Origin of the sequence: Sinomonas sp. G460-2 (assembly GCF_047759905.1) — a bacterium.
In the GTDB taxonomy this organism is placed as follows: Bacteria; Actinomycetota; Actinomycetes; order Actinomycetales; family Micrococcaceae; genus Sinomonas.
In genome coordinates, this window is record NZ_JBKZWT010000384.1 from 1 (window position 1) to 3,033 (window position 3,033).

At 72.2% G+C, this 3,033-nt stretch carries 3 protein-coding genes; all 3 read left to right on the forward strand.

Annotated elements, in window-relative coordinates; genetic code table 11:
* Positions 1-148 precede the first annotated feature (148 nt).
* Positions 149-808 carry an ATP-binding cassette domain-containing protein gene (locus tag ACLN58_RS20165; RefSeq protein WP_415857014.1) on the forward strand — a complete coding sequence of 220 codons (660 nt, stop codon included), beginning with the start codon at positions 149-151 and terminating at the stop codon, positions 806-808.
* Positions 795-1,868: a hypothetical protein gene (locus ACLN58_RS20170; protein ID WP_415857015.1), complete on the forward strand. Its 1,074-nt coding sequence runs from the start codon at positions 795-797 to the stop codon at positions 1,866-1,868. Before ACLN58_RS20165 ends, ACLN58_RS20170 begins: the two co-directional genes overlap by 14 nt.
* A gap of 20 nt (positions 1,869-1,888) precedes the next feature.
* A partial coding sequence (locus ACLN58_RS20175) for an HAD-IC family P-type ATPase (protein WP_415857016.1) occupies positions 1,889-3,033 on the forward strand: 1,145 nt, incomplete at its 3' end.

Consider the following 3,033-nt stretch of genomic DNA (forward strand, 5'->3'; position numbering starts at 1 on the left):
CGAAGGGGCCGGAGGCGTGCGTCCGCGGGACGGACGACGCCGACCACCGGCTTCGCGTCGTCGGCTCCAGCGGCGGCGCGGTGCTGGGCGTGTTCGAGGGGACCGCCCCGCAGTCGGCGCGCCTCGGCTGGACGTGGACGGAGTCCGCGTGCGCGGCGAAATGACCGGAGCGCGATTCTCGGGGGCAGTCGTCCGGCTGGACGACGTGGGCCATGGCTTCGGGACGGGCCAGTGGCTCTTCAGGGGACTCGGCGCCACGTTCGAGCGCGGCTTCGTGACGGGGGTCGCCGGACCGTCGGGATCGGGGAAGTCAACCCTCCTCTCGCTCATCGCGAGGTGGGAGAAACCGCGCGAGGGAACGGTCGTCGTCGCCCGCGGCACCACGACGCGGTGGGTGTTCCAGAACCCCTTCGGAGTGCCGCGCCGCACGACCCTCGACCACGTCACCCTCGCGTTTCTCGCCCACGGTTCGCGTCGCACGGCCGCGGATGCGGAGGCCTTCGCGCTCCTCGACGAATTCGGGCTTGCGGATCGCGCCGATGCGCCCTTCTCCGCGCTCTCCGGCGGTGAGGCGCAGCGGCTCATGCTTGCCCGCGCCGTCGCGGGGAGTCCCGACCTCATCCTCGTCGACGAACCGACGGCGCAACTCGACCGAGCCAACGCCGCGACCGTCAATTCAGTGCTCGCCTCGCTCGCCGCACGCGGTTCGGCTGTCGTCGTCGCGAGCCACGATGCGGAGACGCTCGCGGCGTGCGCCGCCGTCGTGGACCTCTCGAGCTATTCGGAGGCCGCGCATGCGGCTCCGTGAATGCCTCCGCGAGGGCTGGCGCAACGTCGCCTCGGGGACGAGCCGCGCGACCCTGCTCGCAGCCACGCTGGGGCTGCTGCTCGTGGCGCTCTCGGTCGCGGACGGGGCCGCCGTCGCGCGCCTGGACGCGCAAGCGCAGGCCTACCGGGCGTCCGGTGCGGCCATCCGCGTCGCAACCGCTCAGAAGGCCATCAATCCCGACGCATGCGACGCCCTCTCCTCGGTTGAGGGCATCGAATCCGCCGGGGCCCTTCGGGAGGCCTCGCCCCTGTCCCTGGCTGCCCTCGGCGGCCTCACCGTGCCTGCCTTCGAGGTGACTCAGGGCCTCCTCCGCGTAGTCGGAGCGAGCCATGCCGAGACTCCCGGAGCGTTCGTTTCGGAGACGCTCGCCGCGCGCTGGAGCGTCGAGCCTGGAGACACGATCGCCACCGACCGCGGGGCCTTCACGATCGCCGGGGTGTACCCGTACACCGAGCGCGACGGGCGCGACCCGCGCTTCGCGAACGCCGTCCTGCTGCCGGCCCTCGCCGCCGGGCGTTTCGACGCGTGCCTCGCCGAAGTGTGGCCCAGCACGTCGTCCCGCGACGGCCTCCTCCGGGGAACCGCAGACGGGACCGACGGCAAGCCCGGCGGCGCCTCGGTCTCGCTCCTCAACCAGAGCTTCGGCACCACGTGGGAGGGCTCGGCCGAGTTCGAAGCCCGCGTCACGCGCTTCGCCCCCGTCGCGGCCGCTGTCCTCGGAGCCGTTCTCGGTGTTGGGGCCGTGGTGCGGCGCCGACTCGAGTTCTCGGCCGCCCTCCACGTCGGCGTCCGGGCCAGCCGCCTTGCCGTCATCGTCGGGACGGAATCGGCAATCTGGGCGGTCGCCGCGGCGAGCGGCGCGCTCTCGGCTGCCGCCGTCGTCGGCGCTTTCCTCTCCCGCGGCACCCTCGCCACGACGCTCACCGCCTCCGCGTTGACCTGCGCGGCGGGGGCCCTCGCCGCGGTGGGAGGCGCCGTTGCGGCAGTCGGCACCCTGCGGGAAAGCCGCCTGTTCCGCCATTTCAAGAACAGGGCGTGAGAACCGCCTAGTGTTGATCCATGGGGCATGAGGTGGGGACCGAATCTGCCGTGGCCGAGCGCGGCCTGAGCGCGGCGGATGTCGCGCGGCGCGTGGCCGACGGCGCGACCAACAACGTGCCGCCACGGGCCGGGCGCAGCACCTGGGACGTGGTCCGGGCGAACGTCTTCACGCGGATCAACGCGATCTTCGCCGTGCTCGCCGTCATCGTGTTCTCCACCGGCTACCTCCTCGACGGGCTCTTCGCTGGCCTCATCGTGGCCAACAGCATCGTGGGCATCGTCCAAGAGCTCCGCGCGAAGCGCACCCTCGATCGCCTCGCGATCGTGGGCCAGGCGCGTCCCCACGTGCGCCGCGATGGACGGACCACGGCTCTGTCCCCCAACGAGATCGTGCTCGACGACGTCATCGAGCTCGGCCCCGGCGATCAGATCGTCGTGGACGGCGACGTCCTCGCGGCGAATACCCTCGAGATCGACGAATCCCTCCTCACGGGCGAATCCGATCCCATCATCAAAGGCCCCGGAAGCACGGTCCTCTCGGGCAGCTTCGTCGCGTCCGGCTCGGGCCTGTACCGCGCCACGAAGGTGGGCCGCGAGGCGTACGCCGCGCAGCTCGAGGAGGAGGCGAGCCGCTTCACGCTCGTGAACTCCGAGCTGCGGAACGGCATCAACACGATCCTCAAGGTCATCACGTGGCTCCTCATCCCCGCCGGCCTGCTCTCCGTGTACAACCAGCTCTCCGGGCGACAGCCCTTGCCCGACGCCCTGCGCGGCATGGTCGCCGCGCTTGTGCCCATGGTCCCCGAAGGCCTCGTGCTCATGACGACGATCGCGTTCGCCGTCGGCGTCGTCCGGCTCGGCCGCCGCTCGTGCCTCGTCAACGAGCTCCCCGCCATCGAGGGGCTCGCGCGCGTCGACGTCGTGTGCGCGGACAAGACCGGGACGCTCACCGAGAACGCGATGGACGTCGCCGAGCTGCGGCTGCTCCCCCTCAGCGCCCCCCATGCGGGGCAGGCAACGGCGGACGACGGCGCGGCTCGCCTCGCGCCTCCTGCGCAGGCCTTGTCCCCGCAGGCCTCGCCCGCGCTAGCTTTGGCGGCCTTGGCCTCCGCGGATCCCCGCCCGAACGCGAGCATGCGCGCGATCGCCGACGCGTTCCCTGC

Excerpts from the sequence above, each read along its gene's own strand:
- ACLN58_RS20170 (WP_415857015.1), top strand. The coding sequence starts at position 795 with ATGCGGCTCCGTGAATGCCTCCGCGAGGGCTGGCGCAACGTCGCCTCG.